Source organism: Caulobacter sp. GW821-FHT10A10 (assembly GCF_059415745.1).
This window is the reverse complement of the sequence record NZ_JBWKNV010000001.1, coordinates 592,338-613,871: the sequence shown is the minus strand read 5'-3', so window position 1 is coordinate 613,871 and position 21,534 is coordinate 592,338. Positions and strand designations below refer to the sequence as shown.

Below are 21,534 nucleotides of genomic sequence, written 5' to 3'. Positions count from 1 at the left end.
GATCCAAGCTGGATTTCAGGATGAGGCGCGACCGCAAATCGATTTCAACCTCGGCTTGGGTCCCCGCCTTCGCGGGGATGCTCGGTGAAAAATGAGCTCAGGCCGGTGAATGTCGATCCACCCCAGAGGCTGACGCCTTCAGGTCAGCGCCAGCGGGATCAGGATCAGCAGCATGTAGAAGAGGGCGCGCGCCAGGGCCGCCACGGCGGTCACGGCCGCGCGGGCCGGCGGGATCGACAGGTGTCGCGACAGCCAGCGGGTCTGGGCCACGATCAGCCAGACAGTCGAGGCCAGGATCACCGCCGCGCCGGCCCCGACCAGGGCCGGGGTCCCGCGCTGCACGGCCATCAGCCCCAGCGACACGCAAAGCGCCACCGGCGAGGCGAGGTAGCATTGGGCGTAGAACGGTCGTCGCAAGGTTCGGCGCGAGACCGTGACGCCCTGCTTGCGTAGCAGGGTCAGGGTCACGACCAGCGGCGTGAGCCCGAACAGCAGGCAGCGGAACATCAGCAGGTTCTGCTGGGAGTCGTAGAGCGCCTTGGCCAGGGGCGGGGTGTTGGCCGGCTGTGGAACGTGAACCGCCCAGCCGACGGCGTTGGCGATGACCAGGGTGATGATCAGCAGCACCGGCGGGCTCAGGGCGTCGTCGTAGCGCAGGTCCTCGGGCTGGCCTTCCTCGCGGTCGGAATAGGCCATGGCCGTCATCGGCCGGGCGACGATCCGCAGCATCGTGCGCGGATAGAAGTAGAGCCAGGTCATGGCTTCGAAGAGCAGCTCCTCGAAGCTTCTCAGGATCTTCAGCAGGTCCACGAACCAGGCTCCCTTTGCGCCGACCGGTCGGTGATAGCAGCAGCGGGCCGCGATTTCTGCCCGTCCATCGGAAGGCGAGGGGCGAGCGCTGTACAGCCCTGGCGAAGCGCCGCCATAGTCGCCTGCACAGTGGAGCTTCGATCATGGCAGGGCCGGCCCCGCGAGACTTTCCCTATATCCGCGCCGAGCCCGAAGGCCTGTCGACCGGGTGGTGGGCGATGGTGCTGGGAAGCTGCGTCGCCGGTTTCGCGGCGCTGATGCTGCTGGCGCGGGCGCCAGGCAGCCCGATGGCGCTGCTCGGGCCGGTGCTGTTCGCCGCCATGCCGCTGCTGGCGCTGAGGGCGGCCGCTGGACGCGGCTGGACGGCGCTGTTCCCGCGCCTCACCTTGACCGACGTGTTGGCCGGCCTGCTGACCGTTCCCATCGCCCTGCTGCTGTCGAGCGCGGTCGCCCTGGTCTTCACCAAGGCCGGGATCGCCGCCGTCAATCCGGTCGCGGGCCTGCTGGCGCGGCTGGACGGCTGGGAGCGCGTCGTCTTCATCGCCGGCACCGCGCCGCAGCTGCTGGGCGAGGAGCTGATCACCATCCTGCCATTCCTGGCGCTTCTGGCCCTGTTCCATCGCCGGTTCGGCCTGGCCCTGCGTTCTTCGGTGCTGGCCGCCTGTATCCTGTCGGCCGCGATCTTCGGCCTGCTGCACCTGTCGACCTACGGCTGGAACCTGGCCCAGGTGCTGCTGGTCATCGGCGTCTCGCGGCTGGCGCTGACGATTCCCTACCTGTTGACCCGCAGCCTCTGGTCCTCGCTGATCGCCCACATTACCCTGGACTGGTCGATCTTCGGGCTCGTGCTGCTGGGCGCGGCCAGAGGGTAGGGCGAGAGGGTAGGGGCCAACCCCTTGCCCTGACTCAGCTTCCGGCGCTTTGCGCGGTTGACATCCCTGGCCGCCTCGCTTATCCACCGCCCTTCACTCGCGGCGACCGCAAGGTTGTCCGCGTCAACGCTATTGTAATTCGGAGCCACGTCGTGAAGCGGACATTCCAGCCGTCGAAGCTCGTGCGAGCCCGCCGTCACGGCTACCGCACGCGTATGGCCACCAAGAACGGCCAAAAGATCGTCGCGCGTCGTCGCGCCAAGGGCCGCAAGCGCCTGACGGCCTAAGAGCGGGTCTCCCGCTCTTCTTTCCTGCTCCGGCAGGATCGTACGACATGACAAAAGCCGCCCCTTCCCAGAACCAGGCCTCCAGCCTGCGCCGGAAAGGGCGGCTTTTTTCATGACCGATTTCCAGGTTCAGGCCGCCGCGCCCCAAAGTGCGTCCAAGAGTCAGGCGAAAGGCCCGAAGATCGAGCGCATCAAGGTGCGAGCCGACTTCCTGAAGGCCGCCAAGGCCCCCTCGCTGTCGCGCGGCGCCGTCTTCATGCAGCTGCGCCCGCGGGGCGACGACGACGCCCTGATCCGCGTCGGCTTCACCGCCTCCAAGAAGGTCGGCGGCTCGGTGGAGCGCAATCGCGCGAAAAGACGCCTGCGCGAGGCCGCAAGACTCCTTCTGCCCCTTCATGGACGGCCCGGTTGCGACTATGTGTTCATCGCCCGCGGCGGTACGCGCTCGCGGCCCTGGGGGCGTTTGCTTGACGATGTAAAAGCCGCGCTGATAAGCCTCGCGGCCGAAATAGATCGCGGGGGGAAGCGACCCCCCACCGCGCCCGCCTCACCCCCTTCGCACGCGCCAGCGTCCGAACCCTCCGATCCCGGTTAAGTCATCCATGCAGAACGACAACAAGAACACGCTGGTCTTCATCGTCAGCGCGTTCGCGATCCTTCTCGGCTACCAATTCTTCGTGCTGGGTCCGAACCAGAAGAAGATGGAAGAAGCCGCCCGCGCCAAGAAGGCCGCCGAGGCCCAGGCCGCCGCCGTCGCGCCTCCCGGCATGACCGTCGGTCCGGACGGTTCGCCCCAGCCGATCAAGCTGTCGCGCGACGTCGCCAAGGCCGCCAGCCCGCGGATCGCCGTCGACACCCCGGCCCTGGCCGGCTCGATCGCCCTGAAGGGCGCGCGGATCGACGACCTGTGGCTCAAGCGCTACGGCCAGACCACCAAGAAGAACGCCCCGCCCGTCGAGCTGCTGCGCCCGACCGGCGCCGAGAACGCCTTCTTCGCCGAATTCGGCTGGGCCGGCGCCAACCCGGCTGGCCTGCCGGACGCCAACACCGTCTGGATCGCCCCGGCCGGCGCTGTCCTGCGCCCCGGCTCGCCGGTCGTGCTGACGCATGACAACGGCCAGGGCCTGGTCTTCACCCGCACGATCTCGATCGACGCCGACGCCATGTTCACCATCGCCGACGCGGTGAAGAACCAGGGCGGCCAGACCCTGACCCTGGCGCCCTACGCCTCGGTCCAGCGCTGGGGCATCCCCACGGATCTGGGCAAGAACCACATCGTCCACGAGGGCGGCATCGGCATCCTGGGCCAGGACGGCTACGAGCTGAAGCAGGCCAAGTACCAGGACTGGAAAAAGAAGAAGCCGCAGCAGGAGTTCTCCTCCAAGGGCGGCTGGACCGGCATCACCGACAAGTACTGGCTGGCGGCCCTGATCCCGAGCCAGGACGAGGCCATCACGGCCCGCTACAAGGTCACGCCCGTCTCCGGCGTCGACGTCTACGAGGCCAACTACACCGCCGCGGCGCGCGCCCTGGCCCCGGGCCAGACCCTGACCGAGACCACCCGCCTGTTCGCCGGCGCCAAGACCGTGCCGCTGCTGCGCCAGTACGAGTACGCCGGCAACGCCCCCAGCGGCTGGGCCTTCTGGGACAAGCGCAAGGCCGACATCCCGCGCTTCGACGACGCCGTGGACTGGGGCATGTTCGCCCTGATCACCCGTCCGATCTTCAACGTGCTGGAGATCTTCTACAAGCTGGTCGGCAACTTCGGCATCGCCATCATGCTGCTGACCGTGACCCTGAAGCTCCTGCTCTATCCGCTGGCGGACAAGAGCTACGAGTCCATGGCCAAGATGAAGAAGATCGCACCCGAGGTCGAAAAGCTGAAGGCCAAGAACAAGGAAGACCCGGCCAAGCTGCAGCAGGAAACCATGGCGCTGTACGCCAAGGAGAAGATCAACCCGTTCATGGGCTGCGTGCCCATGCTGATCCAGATCCCGGTGTTCTACTCGCTGTACAAGGTGCTGACGGTCACGATCGAAATGCGCCACGCGCCGTTCTTCGGCTGGATCCAGGACCTGTCCGCGCGTGACCCGACGACGTTCATGAACCTGTTCGGCCTGATCCCGTGGGATCCGGCGACGGCCCCGCTGATCGGCAACTTCCTGGGCGGCCCCCTGCACATCGGCGTCTGGCCGCTGCTGTACGGCTTCACCATGTGGCTGACCACGGCGATGAACCCGCCGGCCGGCGACCCGATGCAGCAGAAGATCTTCCAGTTCTTCCCGCTGATCTTCATGTTCACCCTGTCGCAGTTCGCGGTGGGCCTGGTGATCTACTGGTGCTGGTCGAACGTTCTGACCATCGTCCAGCAGTACATCATCATGCGCCGCTACAAGGTCGACAACCCGATCGACCAGATCGTGGCTCGCCTGACCGGCAAGCAGACCGCGACGGCCACCTGATGACCGATCCGATCGATCCCATCTTCAGCGAGGAAGAGATCGAGGCGGCCCGGGTTCTCTTCGCCCAGCCGGTCTCGTTCATGATGGGGGCCGTCCGCATGGACGGCCTGCCGCCCGCCGACCTGCCGGAAGTGGCCTTCGCCGGCCGCTCCAACGTCGGCAAGTCGAGCCTGATCAACGGTCTCGTCGGCCAGAAGTACCTGGCCCGCGCCTCCAACGAGCCGGGCCGTACGCGGGAGCTGAACTTCTTCCTGCTGGCCGAGAAGCTGCGTCTGGTCGACCTTCCCGGCTACGGCTTCGCGCGCGTCTCGCGCTCGACGGCCAGCAAGTTCCAGGACCTGGGCCGCCAGTTCCTGCGCGGCCGGCCCAACCTCAAGCGGGTCTACCTGCTGATCGACGCCCGCCACGGCCTCAAGAAGGTCGACGCCGAGGCGCTCGACGCCCTCGACATCTCGGCGGTCTCCTACCAGATCGTCCTGACCAAGGCCGACAAGATCAAGCCGGCGGAAGTCGAGAAGGTCGTCGAGGAAACCACCAAGGCCGTCGCCAAGCGCCCGGCCGCCTTCCCGCGGGTGCTGGCCACCTCGTCGGAGAAGGGCCTGGGGCTGCCGGAACTGCGGGCCGAGATCTCGCGGACCTGCCTCGGCTAACCCTTCTCCCCTTGCGGGAGAAGGTGTCGGCGCCAGCCGACGGATGAGGGGTCTCTCAGAAATGAAACGCCGCGACCGCTGAACAGCTGTCGCGGCGTTTTGCGTTGGTGCGACCCCTCACCCGACCCCGCTGCGCGGTGCCACCCTCTCCCGCAAGGGGAGAGGGATTTGATCATCAGGGCACGGATCATCCGCGCCGCTACATAAATCCGCAATAAAACTGTCGCCGAAACTTCTCTGGTCCCCAGGTTGTGGCGAAACTATGCCCTGCCCCGACAAAAACACGCGCGTCACCCGGTGTCATGCCCGGCCGCGAAGTGGGGGATGTTCCGATGAAGAAGACCGCTCTGTTGGCGCTGTGCGCCCTCGCGCCTCTGGCCATGGCCGCCCAGGCCGCCGCCGCTGATCTCGCCGACGCCCCGATCGCCACCGCCGAAGAGCCGGTCACGGCCTCGGAAGTCGTCGTCCAGGCCCAGATCGCCTACCGCAACCGCAGCGAGGAGACCGCCCCGGTCCTCGAATACGGCCTCGACTACTTCCAGCGCTTCGAGCCCCTGACCGCCGGCGACGCCCTCAAGCGCGTGCCGTCGGTGTCGTTCCTGTCGGACGTGCTGGAATCGGACGGCGTGCGCCTGCGCGGTCTCGATCCGGCCTACACCCAGATCCTGATCAACGGTGAGAAGGTGCCGGGCGCCGGCTCGGGCTCGGGCGCGTTCGGCGCCGGCGCCGACGGCTCGTTCTTCGTCGACCGCATCCCGGCCGAGCTGATCGAGCGCATCGAGATCGTCCGCAGCGCCAGCGCCAACCGCAGCGGCGACGCCGTGGCCGGCGCCATCAACATCGTCCTGCGCGATGCCTACGCCCTCGACGGCGGTTTCATCCGCGCCGGCGCCCTGCGCTTCGACGACAGCAAGGTGCGCGGCACCCTGGGCGGCGTCTGGGGCGGCCAGGTCGGCCCCGGCCGCCTGCTGGTCGGCGCCAACGTGCAGGGCCGCCGCAACCCCAAGCAGAAGCTGTCGCTGCGCTATGACGAGCCGGGCGGCGACCTCGACAACAGCGAAGTCCAGACCGACACCCGCAACGGCACCGACTATTCGCTCAACGCCAGCTATCAGGTCCCGGTGGCCGGCGGCGATCTCGACCTGTCGGGCTTCTTCGTCCGCACCGACCGCTTCCAGGACGAGGACTCGATCGAGTACCGCGAAGACATCCGCAACGACGCCAACCTGCAGACGATCAACGACAACGACGTCAAGATCGACCAGGACAGCTGGGCGGTGAACGCCAAGTACAAGCACGACATGTGGGGCGGCCGCACCACGGTGAAGCTGGGCTACGCCGGCTTCAAAGGCAAGGAAGCCGAGTTCGAGGACGAAACCGAGTACCTGCGCGACTCGACCCCCTATCCGGACGGTGACCGCATCACCCGCGACAAGTCGCGCTCGAAGATCGACGACACCGAGGTCTCGGCCAAGCTGGCGCACGAGCGCGACCTGGGCGCGGCCAAGCTGGAATTCGGTGTCCAGTACGAGAAGAAGGAGCGTGACGCGCTGCTGACCGAGGTCGACCGCAACCGCTACAACCTGCCCAACACCAGCCCGCCCGCCTTCAGCGCCTACAAGGTGATCGACGGAGGCAACACCGGCTTCGAGCAGACCCGCGTCGACCCCTACGTCATGCTCTCGGGCAAGTCGGGCGCCCTGAAGTGGGAAGCCGGCCTGCGCTACGAGACCACGGACGTCACGATCGAGGCCCGCAAGGAAGGCGAGACCTACGACAACGACTACCAGATCCTGCTGCCGTCGGCCTCGCTGCGCTATAACCTGACCGAAAGCGACCAGATCTACGCCGCGACCGCGCGCACCATCCGCCGCCCGAGCTTCGAATACCTGTCCCCGGCCAAGCTGGACGCCGAGCTGGGCGACAACGACTTCGTCGGCGTGCCGACCCTGAAGCCAGAAACGGCCTGGGGCCTGGACGTCGGCTACGAGCGCCGCCTGGGCCGCGCCGGCGTCGTCGGCGTCAACGCCTTCTACCGCAAGGTCACCGACCTACTGGAACTGACCAACACCGGCGAGGAAGGCAGCGAAGGCGACGGGACCTACGTCTACTCGGTGCGCAACACCGGCGACGGCAAGGTCTGGGGGATCGAGTTCGACCTCTCGACCCCGCTGACGGTCGTCGGTCTCGAGAACACCGGCGTGTTCCTGAACTACTCGTGGCTCGACAGCGACGTCACCGACGAGTTCGGCTCGCGCAAGTTCAACAGCCAGTCGGACTACGTGCTGAACGTCGGCTTCATCCAGGACCTGCCGACCTGGGGCGCCTCGTTCGGCGTCACCTACCGCAAGCAGGGCGAGGCCTACAGCCGCGTGGTCGGCGAGGAGGTCACCACCACCTACGGCGGCGACCTGGAAGCCTTCGTCGAAAAGCGCGTCGGCAAGAACCTGACCATCCGACTGACCGGCTCGAACCTGCTCGACGGCGCCAAGAAGGAAGCCTTCAACAAGTTCACCACCATCGAGGACCAGGTCGATCGCAACTTCGACGAATACGAACTCGAGCGCGAGCAGGCCGGCCCGGTGTTCCAGCTGATCGCCCGCATGGCGTTCTGATCCGGATCCCGAGCCTTCTCCCCTTGCGGAAGAAGGTGTCGGCGAAAGCCGACGGATGAGGGGTCTCTCAAACGCAAGACGCCGCGAAAGCCGACCAGCTTTCGCGGCGTTTTCCGTTTCTGGATCCTCCCCCGTGAAACGGGGGAGGGGGACCGCGAAGCGGTGGAGGGGGCGAGACTGGGCGCCGTGCCCGCCGTCGCCCCCTCCGTCACGGCGCTGATAGCGCCGCGCCACCTCCCCCGTTGCACGGGGGAGGAGAGGCTCGTCGATGCGCCTGACTTTCCTCTACCAAAAGGCGTGCTAGCCTGGCCTCATGTCGCAGGTCCTTCGCCGCCGCCTCGCCTTCGCCGCCCTGATCCTGGGCGTGCTCGTCAGCATCGCGCTGCTGAACAGGGGGCTGCAGGGGAACGTCCCCCTGGGCCAGCTGGCGGTGGTGCTGTTCCTGGCCTGCGTGGCCGGTTTCGCGCTGGTTGCGCGCCGGCGGACCTGAAGCGGCCTCAGGCCGCCCGGCCGTTGCCTTCGTCGGTCATGAAGCCCATCAGGGCGTCGATGCGCCTGACCAGTTCGGCGCGGCCGCCGCCGACCGAGAAGTCGGCCGTGGTGCAGCCGGCCAGGGCCGCGGCGGCCTCGACCAGGCGCGGATCCTTCACCGCTACGCCGACGGCGTTCAGCTCGGCCGCCTGGGCGGCGAGAGCCCGGCGGGCCTGGGCCGGATCGCTGTCCAGCGACTGGGCGGCGGATTTGACGATGCGCAGGGCCTGCGACAGGCGCGCGGCGGGCGTGCCGGCGGCGTCGGCCTTGCGCTTGCGCGGTCCCTTGTATTCGGCCGAGTTGAAACGGCGGCGGTCGGGACCGACGTACTGCACGGCCTCCACCCAGTCGCGCGGCTTCAGGGTCACGGCCTCGAGGCGGCGTTCCAGATCCTTGATCGTGAACGGCTTGCGCATGAACTCGTGGATGCCGGCGTCGCGGGCCCCGAAGATGGCTTCGGCGGTGGCTTCGGCCGTGCACATGATGATCGGGTTCTGGCGGCAGGCCAGGTCGCTGCGGCGGATCTTGCGGGCCAGGGCCAGGCCGTCGAGGCCGGCGCTGGCGTGCTCGACGAAGATCATCTGCGGATCGACGGTGCGCACCATCCCCCAGCCCTGCTCGATGGTCGGGGCGGCGAAGACCTGCACATTGCCCACATGGCGCAGCTGGTCGCCCAGCAGGCGGACGGCCGCATTGCTCGGATCGACGACCAGCACGCGCTGCATCTTGGCGGCGATGCGCTGCAGAGTGCGGGGGTTGTCGTCGAACACGGGGCGGGGCCTCCTCGCTGGTCGGGAAGATCGGACCCCGACTCTTAAGGCGCGAGGGTAAAAATCCGCTTGATGACCAGGCGGCTCCCCTGCGTCAGATCGCCTACCTCAGGTGGACGAACTCAGATCGACAGCGAGGCCGACAACCCGGAGTCGAAGTCCTGCAGGATGTCGACGGCCTCCTCCACGTCGACGATGGCCGGCTGGCCCTCGGGGAAGCGGTACCGCCAGAAGCTGGCGATGTGCGAGATCACGCCCACCTTCTCGCCCAGGGACAGGAACATCTCGGGCGCGCGCAGCAGGAACTCGCGGAAGGCCTGGGGCTTGCCGTTGTCGATCAGGTCCTCGAAGGCGTCGTCATAGACCTTCAGCGTGCGCAGGATCGAGGCGCGCTCGACCACCACCCCGTGCTGCAGCCGCTTGCGGGCGTCGTCGACATAGCGGGCCGTCTCGGCCTCGCGAGCGCCGGTGATGATCATCTGGCCGATTTCGCCGGCCGTGGCGGTCAGCTGCGGCCACAGGCGCGTCAGCATCCACTTGTAATAGAGGAAGCCCTTCCAGCTGAAGACGCCCTCGCGGAAGCTCTCGCCCTCCAGGACCAGGGTCTCGCGCAGGGGCTCCAGCCGCTCGTCGACGTCGGTCGACAGCAGGGCCTCGACCAGGCGGGCGGCGGCCGCGCCGTTGACCCGGCCGCTGTCGCGGTAGGCCAGGTCGATCAGCCGCGAGATCTCGACGGTGACGAAGCCCTGCATCTGCTCCAGGTCGCCGGGCGACAGGGCGAAGTAGCAGGGGGCCACGATCATGCCGTGGCGGCGCAGGTGCTCGCGCAGCAGGAACGGGTCCAGCGAGGGCAGCATGTCGATCATGCGCAGCGTGGCCAGGTCCCGGGTCATGTCGGTGGGATCGTTGCAGGCCTCGCGCAGCAGGTCGATCCAGCCGCGCTGGCCCACGAAGAACGACTGGCCGCCCAGCGACAGGTCGCTGCGTTCGAACGGGATGATGATCTTGGTCGCCGTGGGGCGGGCTTCGTCGAACAGGAACAGGTCGTCGGCCCGCAGGCGGTGCTTGACGATCAGGCTGTTGTTGAGGATCCGGTTGCGAAACAGCGGATGCTGCGAATATTCCGGCCGCTTGTGGCTGTCGGCGGCGATGGCCAGCAGGTTCAGCACCCGGCTGGTCGAGGCCGTGCGCTCCAGCGCGCGCAGGCTGCGCGTCAGGCGGTCCGGCTTGCGGACCGGAGAGAGCTTTCGACGCGCGGACAAGATCAGGCGACCCCCTTGGTGACACGAGGGTTGTAGCGTTCCCGACCTAAGCAATCGCTAACCGCGACCGTAGGTAGTCCTCATTATGGGGATTGTCGGCTCCCGTGAGTTCCTTCTCCCGCCTCGGTTCACCTCTCCCATAGGGAGAGGGAGGGGCCCATGCGCAGCATGGGAGGGTGAGGGGTTACAGACTTTCCGGACAGGGCAGGGGGGCGAGGGGGATGGGACGGCCGACGTCCTACCCCCTCACCCTCCCACGCCTGACGGCGCGGGCCCCTCCCTCTCCCCATGGGAGAGGTTTCAAAAGGCTACCCCGCGAACGGGTCGCGCATCAGGATGGTGTCGTCGCGCTCGGGGCTGGTGGAGAGCAGGGCCACCGGGGCGCCGATCAGTTCCTCGACGCGGCGCACGTACTTGATGGCGTTGGCGTTGAGGTCCTTGAACGAGCGGGCGCCGGCGGTGCTTTCGCTCCAGCCTTCGATCTCTTCGTACACGGGCTCGGCGGCGGCCTGATCGCGCATGCCGGCGGGCAGGTAGTCGAGGATCTTGTCGCCGATCTTGTAGCCGACGCAGATCTTCAGGGTCTTCAGGCCGTCCAGCACGTCCAGTTTGGTCAGGGCGATGCCGTCGATGCCGTTGATGGCCACCGACTGGCGCACCAGCACCGCGTCGAACCAGCCGCAGCGGCGCGGACGGCCGGTGTTGACGCCGACCTCGCGGCCGACCGTGGCCAGGTGCTTGCCGACCTCGTCCTGCAGTTCGCAGGCGAACGGGCCTTCGCCGACGCGGGTGGTGTAGGCCTTCACGATGCCCAGCACGTAGCCCGGGCCCTTGGGGCCCATGCCCGAACCGGCCGCGGCCTGGCCGGCGACGGTGTTGGACGAGGTGACGAACGGATAGGTGCCGTGGTCGACGTCCAGCAGGGCGCCCTGGGCGCCTTCGAACAGGATGCGCTTGCCGGCCTTGTGGGCCTGGTCGAGCACGCGCCAGGCGGGCTGGGCGTAGGCCAGGATCTGCGGCGCGATCTCCATCAGCTGGTCGAACAGCGCGCCGGCGTCGGCGTCCGGCAGGCCAAGGCCGCGACGCAGGGCGCCGTGGTGGCTGAGCAGGCGCTCGATCTTCGGCTTCAGGGCTTCCGGATCGGCCAGGTCGGCGACGCGGATGGCGCGACGGCCCACCTTGTCCTCGTAGGCCGGGCCGATGCCGCGGCCGGTGGTGCCGATCTTCTGGCTGGAGGCGGCTTCACGCGCCTGGTCCAGGTCGCGGTGCAGCGGCAGGATCAGGGCGGCGTTGTCGGCCAGGATCAGCACGTCGGGCGTGATGGCCACGCCCTGGTCGGCGATCTTGGCGATCTCGCCCAGCAGGTGCCAGGGGTCGACCACGACGCCGTTGCCGATGACCGAGGTCTTGCCCTGCACCACGCCCGAGGGCAGCAGGGCCAGCTTGTAGACCTTGCCGTCCACCACCAGCGTATGGCCGGCGTTGTGGCCGCCCTGGAAGCGCACGACGACGTCGGCCCGGTTGGAGAGCCAGTCGACGATCTTGCCCTTGCCCTCGTCGCCCCACTGGGCGCCCACGACGGTCACGTTGGCCATGATAGAGATATGCCTTGTCACCTGCCCGGTAGCGCCCGCGGCCCTTCGACAGGACTCGGCGGCGGACGTTCATCAGATTGTGCGGCGACAGGAGGGGGCCGTCAGCCGGCCCCCGCGAAGTCAGAAGGCGTAAAGCAGTCGCACGCCCAGATCGTCAAGCCCCTGGTTCTTGCCCTGGTGGAAGATCTGGCCGTTCGACAGGTGCACGTAGGACAGTTCGGTCGCCCAACGGTCGTTGAAGCGGTAGCCCAGGTTCAGCTCCGGCTGGAACAGCACCTTCGAGCCGAAATCGATGCGGGTGTAGTAGAGCTTGAGGCGGCGATCGATCTCGGCCTGGCTGATGCCCGGCTGGTTCACGGGCGGCAGGTTGGTCTCGCCGTCGGTATAGGCCAGGCCCATGCCCGGGCGGAAATAGAAGCCGCCCTTGTCGCCGAAGTCGATCGGCCAGCTGAAGCCGGCGGCCACGAAGTTCGAGGTGTTTTCGCTGTTCAGGGACAGGAAAGCGTGGACCTGCGGCTTGCCCAGCCAGCGCAGGTTCTCCAGGCGATCGGTGCGGTAGCCGACGTGCAGGTCGACGCCGTCCTCGCGGCCGGCGGCGCCCAGGCCCACGGCCTCGCCGATGAAGGTGACGTCGTGCTTGTAGGCGCCGACGATCAGTTCGCCGGCGCTGGCGGCCGTGCCGGCGGCGAGCGACAGGACGGCGCAGGCCGCGGCGGCCAGCAGTGCGGTCTTCATGGTGTGAGAGCCCCTCAGCAGTCTTCCCGCGCTCTTATGGCGCGAACTTCCGGCGCGAGCTAGTAGCGGTGCGGTCGATTGTCGCGGCCCGCCAGGCCGCAGCTTCAACGGACCTTCTCATGACCGTCTCGCTCGCCGACATCCAGGCCGCCGCCGCCCGCCTCCAGGGCCAGGCCGTCGTCACGCCCCTGCTCGAAAGCGCCGCCCTGTCCGAGCGCCTGTCGGGGCGGATCTTCGTCAAGCCCGAGACCCTGCAGCTGGCCGGGGCCTTCAAGTTCCGCGGCGCCTACAACCGTCTCTCGCAGCTGACGGCCGAAGAGAAGGAGAGAGGCGTCGTCGCCTTCTCGTCGGGAAACCACGCCCAGGGCGTGGCCCTGGCGGCCCGCAAACTCGGCATGCCGGCCCTGATCGTCATGCCGCTGGATGCGCCCAGCGTGAAGGTCGACGCGACGCGGGGCTTCGGGGCCGAGATCCGCTTCTTCGACCGCTTCAAGGAAGACCGCGAGGCGATTGCCGCCGAGATCGCGGCCGAGCGCGGCATGATCGTGGTGCCGTCCTATGACGATCCGCACATCATCGCCGGCCAGGGTACGGTGGGGCTGGAGATCATCGGCCAGGCCGAGGCGGCCGGCGCGACCCTCGACAAGGTGCTCTGCCCCGTCGGCGGCGGCGGGCTGATCGCCGGAACCTCGACGGCGGTGAAGGCCTTGTCGCCCGCCACCCAGGTCTGGGGCGCCGAGCCCGCCGGCTTCGACGAGACCCGCCGCTCGCTGGGCAGCGGCCATCGCGAGGTGATCGACCCCGACGCCCGCTCGTTCTGCGACGCCCTGCTGACCCCGATCCCCGGCGCCCTGACCTGGCCGATCAACAGCCGCACCCTCACCGGCATCGCCGCCGTCACCGACGAGGAAGTGGCGGCCGCCATGCGCTGGGCGTTTGCGAACCTCAAGCTCGTCGTCGAACCCGGCGGCTGCGTGGCGCTGGCGGCGGCGCTGTCGGGCAAGATCGACCTGTCCGGCCAGACGGCGGCCATCGTGCTGTCGGGCGGGAATGTGGACCCGGCGGTGTTCGCGGGGGTGTTGGGGGGCTAATCGCGATCCTTCTCCCCTTGCGGGAGAAGGTGGCGGCCGAAGGCCGTCGGATGAGGAACCTCCCCCTGTGGGGGAGGCGGCCGCAGGCCGGTGGGGGGAAGTTTTCAGCTTCCGTCGCCTTGGCTTGTTTCGCAGTCACACCCCCACCGATCGCTTCGCGATCACCTCCCCCACAGGGGGAGGTTCCCTGGGGACCGGGAAGCAAGCCCACTTTCTTCCCACCCCCTAGCGGCGGTCAAAACCACCCGCTAGGGTCCGCGCCTTCGAATGAACCGCTCGAAAAGAACAGCGACGATGAAACGCCTTCTCCTCGCCACGGCCCTGATCGCCGCGCCCATGCTCTCGCACGCCGCCGACACGCCCAAGATCGATCCCGCCAAGCTGTCGCAGCACATCAAGGTGCTGTCCTCGGACGAATTCGAGGGCCGGGGTCCCGCCACCGAGGGCGAGAAGAAGACCGTCGCCTACATCACCCAGCAGATGCAGGCGATCGGCCTTGAGCCGGCCGGCGACCTGCAAAAGGACGGCAAGCGCGCCTGGACCCAGGACGTGCCGCTGGGCAAGTTCGAGATCAAGGGCCCGGTCGCCGCCCACATCATGACGGCGTCCAACCACATCACCCTGGCCCAGGGCGAGCAGATCGCCATCCGCGCGGCCATGACCAATGTCGATAAGGTGTCGATCAAGGACGCGCCGCTGGTCTTCGCCGGCTACGGCGTCACCGCGCCCGAGCGCAACTGGGACGATTTCAAGGGCCTGGACGTCAAGGGCAAGATCGTCGTCGTGCTGATCAACGACCCGGACTTCGAGACCGGGAAGGGCGACTTCGGCGGCAAGGCCATGACCTATTACGGCCGCTGGACCTACAAGTACGAAGAGGCCGCCCGCCGCGGCGCCGCCGGCCTGCTGATCGTCCACGAGACCGCCCCGGCCTCCTACGGCTGGAACACGGTCAAGAACTCCAACACCAACACGATGTTCGACATCGTCCGCAAGGATCCCTCCAAGAGCCACCCGGCCCTGGAAGGCTGGATCCAGCGCGATCTGGCCGTCGAACTCTTCAAGCAGGCCGGTCTCGACTTCGAGGCCCTGAAGCAGCAGGCCCAGACCCGCGACTTCAAGCCGGTGGACCTGAAGGCGACCTTCTCGGCGTCTTACGCCGTCGATCACCAGGTGATCGTCTCCAAGAACATCGCCGGCCGGGTGAAGGGCACGAAGTTCCCGGACGAGAGCATCATCTACAGCGGCCACTGGGACCACCTGGGCGTCGGCCTGCCGGACGCCAAGGGCGACAAGATCTACAACGGCGCGGTCGACAACGCCGATGGCATCGCGGCTTTGCTGGAACTGGCCCGCGCGTTCAAGAGCCAGCCCGCGCCCCAGCGCTCGGTGCTGTTCCTGGCCGTGACGGCTGAGGAAAAGGGCCTGCTGGGCTCGGAATACTACGCCGCCAACCCGCTGTTCCCGCTGGCCAAGACGGTCGCCGACCTCAACATCGACGCCCTGTCGGCCGCCGGTCCCGCCAAGGACGTCACCACCTCGGGCGACGGCAAGGTCGACCTTCAGGACATGCTGGTGGCCAAGGCCAAGGAAGAGGGCCGCTACTTCACGCCCGATCCGACGCCGCAGGCCGGCCACTTCTACCGCTCGGACCACTTCCCCTTCGCCAAGCGCGGCGTGCCGGCCATCTCGGTCGGCTCGGGCAATGATCTCGTGAAGGGCGGCAAGGAAGCCGGCGAAAAGGCCGAGGAAGACTACACCACCAACCGCTACCACCAGCCGGCCGACGAGTGGTCGGCGGACTGGGACCTGTCGGGCCAGGCCATGGACATCGGCCTGTTCTACAAGGTCGGCGCGGATCTCGCGAACTCCCGCACCTGGCCTGAGTGGCAGGCGGGTTCGGAATTCAAGGACCTGCGCGACAAGACTAAGGCCGAACGGAAGTAGTCATCCGACACCGCGCTCCCCCTAGCCGTCATCCCGGCCGGAGCGCAGCGTAGAGCCGGGACCCAGGGGCCGCGCGCACCGCCCCTGGGTCCCGGATAGCGCCTGCGGCGCTTCCGGGATGACGACCCCTTTTCATGAATACCCCCGCAACATGACCGCCTCCGTCTTCGATCTCTTCAAGCTGGGCGTCGGCCCTTCCAGCAGCCACACCATGGGGCCGATGACGGCGGGGGTGATGTTCGTCGAGCGCCTGCGCGCCGCCGGCAAGCTGCCCCTCACGGCCAGGGTCGAGACCCGGCTCTACGCCTCGCTGGCCCTGACCGGCAAAGGCCACGCCACCGACCGCGCCGTGATCCTGGGCCTGATGGGGTTCGCTCCCGCCAACCTCGATCCGGACGCCGGCGAAGCGGCCCTCGCCGAGACCAAGGCGACGCAGTGGATGCTGCTCGGCGGCGAGGTCGGGATCGGCTTCGACGAGGCCCGCGACATCGTCTTCGCCGGCCACGAGCGCCTGCCCCAGCATCCGAATGCGCTGACCTTCACCGCCTTCGACGCCGAAGGCGGCGTGCTGGCCGAGCGCACCTATTTCTCGATCGGCGGCGGCTTCGTGCGCGACGAGAGCGAGATGGGTCGCAACGCGCCGCCCGAGGAAGGCCCGGCCATTCCGTTCCCGTTCGAAAGCTCGGCCGACCTGCTGGAGCGCGCCGACCAGGCCGGCCTGACCATCGCCCAGGTGATGGCCGCCAACGAGCTGGCCCGGATGAGCGAGGGCGAGATGAACGCCGGCCTCGACCGCATCTTCGGGGCCATGGAGGCCTGCATCGACCGCGGCATGCGCGAGGACGGGATCCTGCCCGGCGGCCTGTCGGTCAAGCGCCGCGCCCGCCAGATCCACCAGACCATCCTTGGCCGGATGGAGCGCCAGATGAGCGATCCGCTGGCGGCCATGGACTTCGTCAACCTGTGGGCCATGGCGGTCAACGAAGAGAACGCCGCCGGCGGCCGCGTCGTCACCGCCCCGACCAACGGCGCGGCGGGCCTGGTGCCGGCCGTGCTGCGGTTCTTCATGCGCTTCCACAAGGGCACGCCGGAGCAGGCGCGGGTGTTCCTGCTGACGGCCGCGGCGATCGGCGCGCTCTACAAGCGCAACGCCTCGATCAGCGGCGCCGAGGTCGGCTGCCAGGGCGAGGTGGGCGTGGCCTGCTCGATGGCCGCCGGCGGCCTCTGCGCCGCCCTGGGCGGCACCAACGCCCAGATCGAGAACGCCGCCGAGATCGGCATGGAGCACAATCTGGGCCTCACCTGCGACCCGATCGGCGGCCTCGTCCAGATCCCCTGCATCGAGCGCAACGCCATGGGCGCCATCAAGGCCATCGACGCCGCGCGTCTCGCCTTGCTCGGCGACGGCCAGCACTCGGTGTCGCTCGACAAGGTCATCGCCACGATGAAGCGCACCGGCGAGGACATGAACGAGATCTACAAGGAGACGTCCTTGGGCGGGTTGGCTGTGGGACTGTCGGTGAACCGGGTGGAGTGTTGAGCCCTCCGGGAGGAACCCCTCAGTCGCTCCGCGACAGCTCCCCCAGAGGGGGAGCATCTTGGCGCAGAAGATCCTCCCCCTCTGGGGGAGGTGGCCCAGAGGGCCGGAGGGGGGGCGTTTTCGGCTGCCGCAGTTACGGCCGGCTTCGCATCACTCCCCCCACCGATCGCTTCGCGATCGCCTCCCCCAGAGGGGGAGGTTCCTTTCTCCCCTTCCCACCTGATCACCGTTCTCTAAAATGAGCGTTTGAACGAGGCCCGCCCCCACACCAGGTTAGAGCGGCCCGGCAGGAGGAACCCATGCGCGACTACCTGAAGTTCTACATCGACGGCCAATGGGTCGAAGCGAAGTCCGACAAGACGGTGGACGTCATCAACCCCGCCACCGAGGCCGTCGCCGGCCGGGTGACCCTGGGTTCGGTGGAGGACGTGGACCTGGCCGTCCGCGCCGCCCGCAAGGCCTTCGCCAGCTTCTCCCAGACCAGCCGCGAAGAGCGCATCGACCTGCTCGAGCGGATCATCGCCGAGTACCAGAAGCGCTTCGAGGACATGGCGAAAGCCATCACCGAGGAGATGGGCGCCCCCGCGTGGCTGGCCCAGCGCGCCCAGGCGGCCATGGGCGTCGCCCACGTCCAGACCGCGCTGCAGGTGCTGAAGGACTACAGGTTCGAGGAAGATCGCGGCACCACGCGTCTCGTGAAGGAGCCGATCGGCGTCTGCGCCTTCATCACGCCGTGGAACTGGCCGGTGAACCAGATCGCCTGCAAGGTCGCGCCCGCCCTGGCCGTCGGCTGCACCATGGTGCTGAAGCCCTCGGAGATCGCGCCGTTCTCGGCCTGGGTGTGGACCGAGATCCTGGAAGCCGCCGGCGTGCCGGCCGGCGTCTTCAACCTGGTCAACGGCGACGGCCCGACCGTCGGCGCGGCCCTGTCCAGCCATCCTGAAGTCGATATGGTGTCGTTCACCGGCTCCACCCGCGCCGGCATCGAGGTGGCCAGGAACGCCGCCCCCACCGTCAAGCGCGTGCACCAGGAACTGGGCGGCAAGAGCCCCAACATCATCCTCGACGACGCCGACTTCCAGCGCGCGGTCGGCGGCGGCGTGGCCTCGGTGATGATGAACTCGGGCCAGTCGTGCAACGCCCCCACCCGCATGCTGGTCCCGGCCAAGCGCATGGACGAGGTGATCGCCATCGCCAAGGCCGCCGCCGAGGCCCACACGGTCGGCGACCCCAGCGGCAATTCCAAGCTGGGTCCGGTGGTGTCCGAAGTGCAGTGGACCAAGATCCAGGGCCTGATCCAGAAGGGCGTCGACGAGGGCGCGACCCTGGTCGCCGGCGGTCCGGGCAAGCCGGAAGGGCTGGAGACCGGCTACTACGTCAAGCCGACCGTCTTCGCCAACGTCACCCCCGACATGACCATCGCCAAGGAAGAGATCTTCGGCCCGGTTCTGTCGATCCTCGGCTACGACAGCGTCGACCAGGCCGTCGAGATCGGCAACGACACCGAATACGGCCTGGCGGCCTACGTCTCGGGCGGCGATCCGGAGGGTGTCCGCAAGGTCGCCTCCAAGCTCCGCGCCGGTCAGGTCAACCTCAATGGCGCCAGCCCCGACCTGATGGCGCCCTTCGGCGGCTACAAGATGAGCGGCAACGGCCGCGAATGGGGCGACCACGCCTTCGGGGAATTCCTCGAAACCAAGGCCATCCTGGGTTACGCGCCGAAGCAGGCGGCGGAGTAGTCCTTCTCCCTCTGAGCTCCCCTTCTCCCATAGGGAGAAGGAGGGGCCCAAGCCGCAGGCTTGGGAGGATGAGGGGTTACGAGGCCGGCCGGCGTGCCGGCACGATCTAGGGTAATGCGGTGAGGGCGTACCCCCTCACCCTCCCACCGCTGCGCGGCGGGCCCCTCCCTCTCCCCATGGGAGAGGTTTTCCGAAACGGATCACCACTTCACACTCGCCCGGGTCAGCACCAGGGTCTTGTCCGACAGGCCCCAGGCCATCAGCCCGTCGGGCTTGGCCCCCGGCGACGGCGTGGCGCGGGGCCAGCCTTCGCGGACCTCCAGGGCGGCGGCCTCGACGTGGCCGGAGCCGTTCAGGCGGCTGAAGCTGAGGGTCACGCCGCTGGGGTCGGGGGCGTGGTAGGTCAGGCTGGTCCACTCGCCGCGCTTGGTGACCAGAGGCACGGGGCGGCCGTTGAGGCGGGCGCCGGCCAGCATGCCGTCCGGCCTGATCCGCACCGTGACGTATTCGGCGCCGGGACCGGGGATCACCCGCACCAGCAGCCGCTCGCCGGCCTGTTCGAGCACCAGTTGCGGCGGATCCAGCGGCACGGGGCGGGCGTCGGCCAGCCAGGCCTTGGACTTGAAGAACGGAACCAGTTCCTGCTGCACGGGCGTGCCGCCCTGGGCGGTGAGGGCCGCGCGCGACCAGGCGTCCAGCCGCGGCAGGGTCGAGATCCGGTAGGCGCGGCCGGTCGACAGGTCCGACAGGTGGGCGGCCTCGGTCAGCTCCGGCCGCGTGGCGCTGGCCCCGGCCAGCACGGCGTAGGCGACGAGCGCTGCGCCCAGGCCGGCGACCAGGGTGGCGGGGATGGCCGCCAGCTTCAGGGCCGAGAAGTCGTGGGCCAGGGGGATCAGGGCGGGCAGGGCCAGCAGGCCGAACGCCGCCAGGATCGCCGGCAGCTCGACGCCGAGGCCGGCGAAGGTCCAGCCGCCCCAGGCGCCGACCTGGGCCACCACGGCCACGGCCGCCAGCGCCACGAAGAAGGTCAGGGCCAGGGCCACGCGCTTGTTGCGGGTGCCGCCCTTGGCCAGCACCAGCACCGCCGCCAGGGCCGCGACCAGCAGCGGCCAGGTGGTCATCACCGAGCCGCCGGGCAGCAGCACCATGGTCGCGATCGCTATGGCCAGCAGGCCGAACAGCGCCCCGATCCAGGCCCCCAGCACGCCCACCGGCTTGCCCAGGGAGGCCCAGACCAGCACGGCGGCGGCGACGCCCAATCCGAAACCGATCGGATCCAGCGCCGGCGGGCCACCGATCAGGCAAGTCAGGCCGCCGGCGGCCAGGGCCAGCAGGCTGGGCCAGATCCGCGCCGCGCCCTTGGCCTGGCCGATCACCACGGCCAGGGCCGTGCCGACCAGCAAGGCCGTGGCGCCCAGCAGCAGCGGGTTGAACCGGCCCAGCAGGGCGTAGTGCCCCTGCAAATCGACGATGCCCAGCAGCTTGCCGGCCAGATGCAGCACCAGGCCGCCCGAGACGCCCACCAGCAGGAAGCCGCAAAGGCCCTTCAGCAGCTCGACGACGCTGGTCCCCTTGATCATCAGGCCGCGCACCAGGGCGTAGAGCACCAGCGCGCCGGCCAGGGCCAGCAGGCCCCAGGCGACTTCGACCGGATAGCTGACCATCACCAGGCCGAAGAGGTCCGAATAGACCGCGTTGGGGGCCTTGGCCGGCAGGTCGGCGGCGGTCGCCAGGGCGCGCACCGTGGGCAGCACCTGGTCGCCCAGGTGTTGCAGGCTGCCCTGGTCCAGGTGGTCGGCGCGGGCCAGGGGCGTGTGATAGGCTAGCTGGTCGTCGATGAACGCGAAGTTCAGCCCCGGCAGGCCGGCCTTCACCGCGTGGGTGAAGTCGGTGTCGTTGGGCATCTTCTCGTAGACCGCCGCGGCCAGGGAATTGGCCGCCGGCCGGCGGGCCTCGCGGGCGAAGAGGTGCATCAGGGCGCCGTTGCCGGGGCCGGTCTGGAACATGGCCGCGCGGCCGGAATCGCCGCGCGCCTCCATGTTGATCACCAGGCCCACCCGCTCGCGCAGCGGGTCGCGGGCGAAGAAAGCGTCGGCGCCCAGCAGGCCCTGCTCCTCGCCGTCGGTGAACAGGAAGATCACGTCGCGGGCCGGTTTGGGTCCCGCCTTCAGCGCGCGGGCCACCTCGAGGGCGGCGGCCACGCCGGCCGCGTCGTCGGCCGCGCCGGGCGAGTTGGCCACCGAGTCGTAGTGGCTCATCACCAGCACGGCGGGCTTGCTGCGATCCGCCCCCGGCAGCACGCCGATGACGTTCTGCACCGCCCCGGCGGCGAGCGACCGGCCTTCGTTGCGGGCCGGCGCATAGCCCTCGTCGGCGCGCACGGCCAGCTCCAGTCCCAGCGACGAGATCCGGCTCATCAGGTGCTCGCGCACCCGCACGATGTCGGTCGAGCCGGTGGGGTGGGGACGCAGGGCGATGGTCCGTACGTCGGCCATAGCGCGGGTGGCGGAGAAGGCGTCGGGCGGGGCGGTGGCGGGCAGGGGTGGCGGCGCGCGCTGGGCCAGGGCGGCCAGGGCCAGGCCCAGCAGCAGGCAGATCCAGAACCCCAGGAGTCTGATCGCTTTCATT

At 68.7% G+C, this 21,534-nt stretch carries 17 protein-coding genes; 11 read left to right on the top strand and 6 right to left on the bottom strand.

The window, feature by feature from the left end; genetic code table 11:
• Nucleotides 1-138: 138 nt before the first annotated feature.
• The gene (locus AC07NS_RS02945; protein WP_494601311.1) at nt 139-810 is read right to left on the bottom strand and encodes a hypothetical protein; all 672 of its coding nucleotides are present in this window, start codon (nt 808-810) and stop codon (nt 139-141) included.
• Between the two features lie 143 nt (nt 811-953).
• Between AC07NS_RS02945 and AC07NS_RS02940 the strand changes: the two genes are divergently transcribed.
• The 7 genes from AC07NS_RS02940 (at nt 954) to AC07NS_RS02910 (ending at nt 8,186) form a co-directional block, all read left to right on the top strand.
• Nucleotides 954-1,682 (top strand): CPBP family intramembrane glutamic endopeptidase, encoded by a 729-nt coding sequence (locus tag AC07NS_RS02940; RefSeq protein ID WP_494601310.1) that lies wholly within the window; start codon nt 954-956, stop codon nt 1,680-1,682.
• Between the two features lie 152 nt (nt 1,683-1,834).
• Nucleotides 1,835-1,969, top strand: a complete 135-nt coding sequence (gene rpmH / locus AC07NS_RS02935) for a 50S ribosomal protein L34 (RefSeq protein WP_110118343.1) — start codon at nt 1,835-1,837, stop codon at nt 1,967-1,969.
• A gap of 112 nt (nt 1,970-2,081) precedes the next feature.
• Complete coding sequence (gene rnpA, locus AC07NS_RS02930) at nt 2,082-2,564, top strand: ribonuclease P protein component (RefSeq protein ID WP_494601309.1); 483 nt, start codon at nt 2,082-2,084, stop codon at nt 2,562-2,564.
• A 7-nt stretch (nt 2,565-2,571) separates the two neighbouring features.
• On the top strand, nt 2,572-4,431 hold the full coding sequence (yidC, locus tag AC07NS_RS02925; RefSeq protein ID WP_494601308.1) for a membrane protein insertase YidC: 1,860 nt from the start codon (nt 2,572-2,574) through the stop codon (nt 4,429-4,431).
• Nucleotides 4,431-5,081 carry a ribosome biogenesis GTP-binding protein YihA/YsxC gene (yihA, locus tag AC07NS_RS02920; protein ID WP_494601307.1) on the top strand — a complete coding sequence of 217 codons (651 nt, stop codon included), beginning with the start codon at nt 4,431-4,433 and terminating at the stop codon, nt 5,079-5,081. The genes yidC and yihA overlap by 1 nt, the downstream gene beginning before the upstream one ends.
• 332 nt (nt 5,082-5,413) lie before the next feature.
• Nucleotides 5,414-7,696 carry a TonB-dependent receptor plug domain-containing protein gene (locus tag AC07NS_RS02915; protein ID WP_494601305.1) on the top strand — a complete coding sequence of 761 codons (2,283 nt, stop codon included), beginning with the start codon at nt 5,414-5,416 and terminating at the stop codon, nt 7,694-7,696.
• Nucleotides 7,697-8,009: 313 nt separating this feature from the next.
• A complete protein-coding gene (locus AC07NS_RS02910; protein WP_494601303.1) occupies nt 8,010-8,186 on the top strand; it encodes a hypothetical protein in 177 nt (58 codons plus the stop codon).
• Between the two features lie 7 nt (nt 8,187-8,193).
• Here AC07NS_RS02910 and AC07NS_RS02905 read toward each other — a convergent pair whose 3' ends face one another.
• The 4 genes from AC07NS_RS02905 to AC07NS_RS02890 form a co-directional block, all read right to left on the bottom strand.
• Entirely contained in the window at nt 8,194-8,997 is an 804-nt protein-coding gene (locus AC07NS_RS02905) for a response regulator (protein WP_487290422.1), read from the bottom strand.
• A 122-nt stretch (nt 8,998-9,119) separates the two neighbouring features.
• Entirely contained in the window at nt 9,120-10,265 is a 1,146-nt protein-coding gene (locus AC07NS_RS02900; RefSeq protein WP_494601853.1) for a hypothetical protein, read from the bottom strand.
• Between the two features lie 302 nt (nt 10,266-10,567).
• A complete protein-coding gene (locus AC07NS_RS02895; protein ID WP_494601301.1) occupies nt 10,568-11,854 on the bottom strand; it encodes an adenylosuccinate synthase in 1,287 nt (428 codons plus the stop codon).
• A 120-nt stretch (nt 11,855-11,974) separates the two neighbouring features.
• Entirely contained in the window at nt 11,975-12,589 is a 615-nt protein-coding gene (locus tag AC07NS_RS02890) for an acyloxyacyl hydrolase (RefSeq protein WP_487290424.1), read from the bottom strand.
• A gap of 119 nt (nt 12,590-12,708) precedes the next feature.
• Between AC07NS_RS02890 and AC07NS_RS02885 the strand changes: the two genes are divergently transcribed.
• From AC07NS_RS02885 to AC07NS_RS02870, 4 genes are all read left to right on the top strand, one after another.
• A complete protein-coding gene (locus AC07NS_RS02885; RefSeq protein WP_494601299.1) occupies nt 12,709-13,680 on the top strand; it encodes a threonine ammonia-lyase in 972 nt (323 codons plus the stop codon).
• Between the two features lie 294 nt (nt 13,681-13,974).
• Nucleotides 13,975-15,627 (top strand): M28 family metallopeptidase, encoded by a 1,653-nt coding sequence (locus AC07NS_RS02880; protein ID WP_494601298.1) that lies wholly within the window; start codon nt 13,975-13,977, stop codon nt 15,625-15,627.
• Nucleotides 15,628-15,778: 151 nt separating this feature from the next.
• Nucleotides 15,779-17,167, top strand: a complete 1,389-nt coding sequence (locus AC07NS_RS02875) for an L-serine ammonia-lyase (protein WP_494601296.1) — start codon at nt 15,779-15,781, stop codon at nt 17,165-17,167.
• 299 nt (nt 17,168-17,466) lie between these two features.
• Nucleotides 17,467-18,906: an aldehyde dehydrogenase family protein gene (locus AC07NS_RS02870; RefSeq protein WP_494601294.1), complete on the top strand. Its 1,440-nt coding sequence runs from the start codon at nt 17,467-17,469 to the stop codon at nt 18,904-18,906.
• A 200-nt stretch (nt 18,907-19,106) separates the two neighbouring features.
• Here AC07NS_RS02870 and AC07NS_RS02865 read toward each other — a convergent pair whose 3' ends face one another.
• The gene (locus tag AC07NS_RS02865; RefSeq protein ID WP_494601292.1) at nt 19,107-21,533 is read right to left on the bottom strand and encodes a M20/M25/M40 family metallo-hydrolase; all 2,427 of its coding nucleotides are present in this window, start codon (nt 21,531-21,533) and stop codon (nt 19,107-19,109) included.
• Nucleotide 21,534: the final 1 nt, after the last annotated feature.

What these genes read in the sequence shown, in the direction of transcription:
- AC07NS_RS02915 (WP_494601305.1), top strand. Translation starts at nt 5,414, where the DNA reads ATGAAGAAGACCGCTCTGTTGGCGCTGTGCGCCCTCGCGCCTCTGGCC.
- yidC (WP_494601308.1), top strand. Translation starts at nt 2,572, where the DNA reads ATGCAGAACGACAACAAGAACACGCTGGTCTTCATCGTCAGCGCGTTC.
- AC07NS_RS02910 (WP_494601303.1), top strand. Translation starts at nt 8,010, where the DNA reads ATGTCGCAGGTCCTTCGCCGCCGCCTCGCCTTCGCCGCCCTGATCCTG.
- AC07NS_RS02875 (WP_494601296.1), top strand. Translation starts at nt 15,779, where the DNA reads ATGACCGCCTCCGTCTTCGATCTCTTCAAGCTGGGCGTCGGCCCTTCC.
- AC07NS_RS02895 (WP_494601301.1), bottom strand. Translation starts at nt 11,854, where the DNA reads ATGGCCAACGTGACCGTCGTGGGCGCCCAGTGGGGCGACGAGGGCAAG.
- AC07NS_RS02940 (WP_494601310.1), top strand. Translation starts at nt 954, where the DNA reads ATGGCAGGGCCGGCCCCGCGAGACTTTCCCTATATCCGCGCCGAGCCC.
- yihA (WP_494601307.1), top strand. Translation starts at nt 4,431, where the DNA reads ATGACCGATCCGATCGATCCCATCTTCAGCGAGGAAGAGATCGAGGCG.
- AC07NS_RS02890 (WP_487290424.1), bottom strand. Translation starts at nt 12,589, where the DNA reads ATGAAGACCGCACTGCTGGCCGCCGCGGCCTGCGCCGTCCTGTCGCTC.
- AC07NS_RS02865 (WP_494601292.1), bottom strand. Translation starts at nt 21,533, where the DNA reads ATGAAAGCGATCAGACTCCTGGGGTTCTGGATCTGCCTGCTGCTGGGC.
- rnpA (WP_494601309.1), top strand. Translation starts at nt 2,082, where the DNA reads ATGACCGATTTCCAGGTTCAGGCCGCCGCGCCCCAAAGTGCGTCCAAG.
- AC07NS_RS02870 (WP_494601294.1), top strand. Translation starts at nt 17,467, where the DNA reads ATGCGCGACTACCTGAAGTTCTACATCGACGGCCAATGGGTCGAAGCG.
- AC07NS_RS02880 (WP_494601298.1), top strand. Translation starts at nt 13,975, where the DNA reads ATGAAACGCCTTCTCCTCGCCACGGCCCTGATCGCCGCGCCCATGCTC.
- AC07NS_RS02885 (WP_494601299.1), top strand. Translation starts at nt 12,709, where the DNA reads ATGACCGTCTCGCTCGCCGACATCCAGGCCGCCGCCGCCCGCCTCCAG.